Source organism: Veillonella parvula (genome assembly GCF_024461875.1).
GTDB classification, from domain to species: domain Bacteria; phylum Bacillota; class Negativicutes; order Veillonellales; family Veillonellaceae; genus Veillonella; species Veillonella parvula_I.
On the sequence record NZ_JANGAL010000051.1, the window covers coordinates 1 to 267 of the forward strand.

Consider the following 267-nt stretch of genomic DNA (forward strand, 5'->3'; position numbering starts at 1 on the left):
CTGACGGAAGACGGAAAAGTGCGTATGCCGGGAGAAAAGGCAGGAGAATATATTGAGAAGCCGATTGAATTTGAGTTTTCGGGAGACGATGATTTCTTATTGTATATCGACGGAAAACTTGTACTTGATATGGCAGGGAAACATAATCCTCTGGAAGGTCATATTAACTTTGAGACCGGAGCGGTAGATGTGTACGGATTAAATAAAGACGGCGCAACAGAGGACGGATATCCGATCAATAAAAATCAGCATCATGCACAGGCGAAT

At 43.1% G+C, this 267-nt stretch carries 1 protein-coding gene; it reads left to right on the plus strand.

Features of this window, described 5'->3' with window-relative positions; translation table 11 throughout:
* The coding region (locus NE668_RS09820) for a PA14 domain-containing protein (protein WP_256196789.1) at positions 1-267 on the plus strand (267 nt) is incomplete at both ends.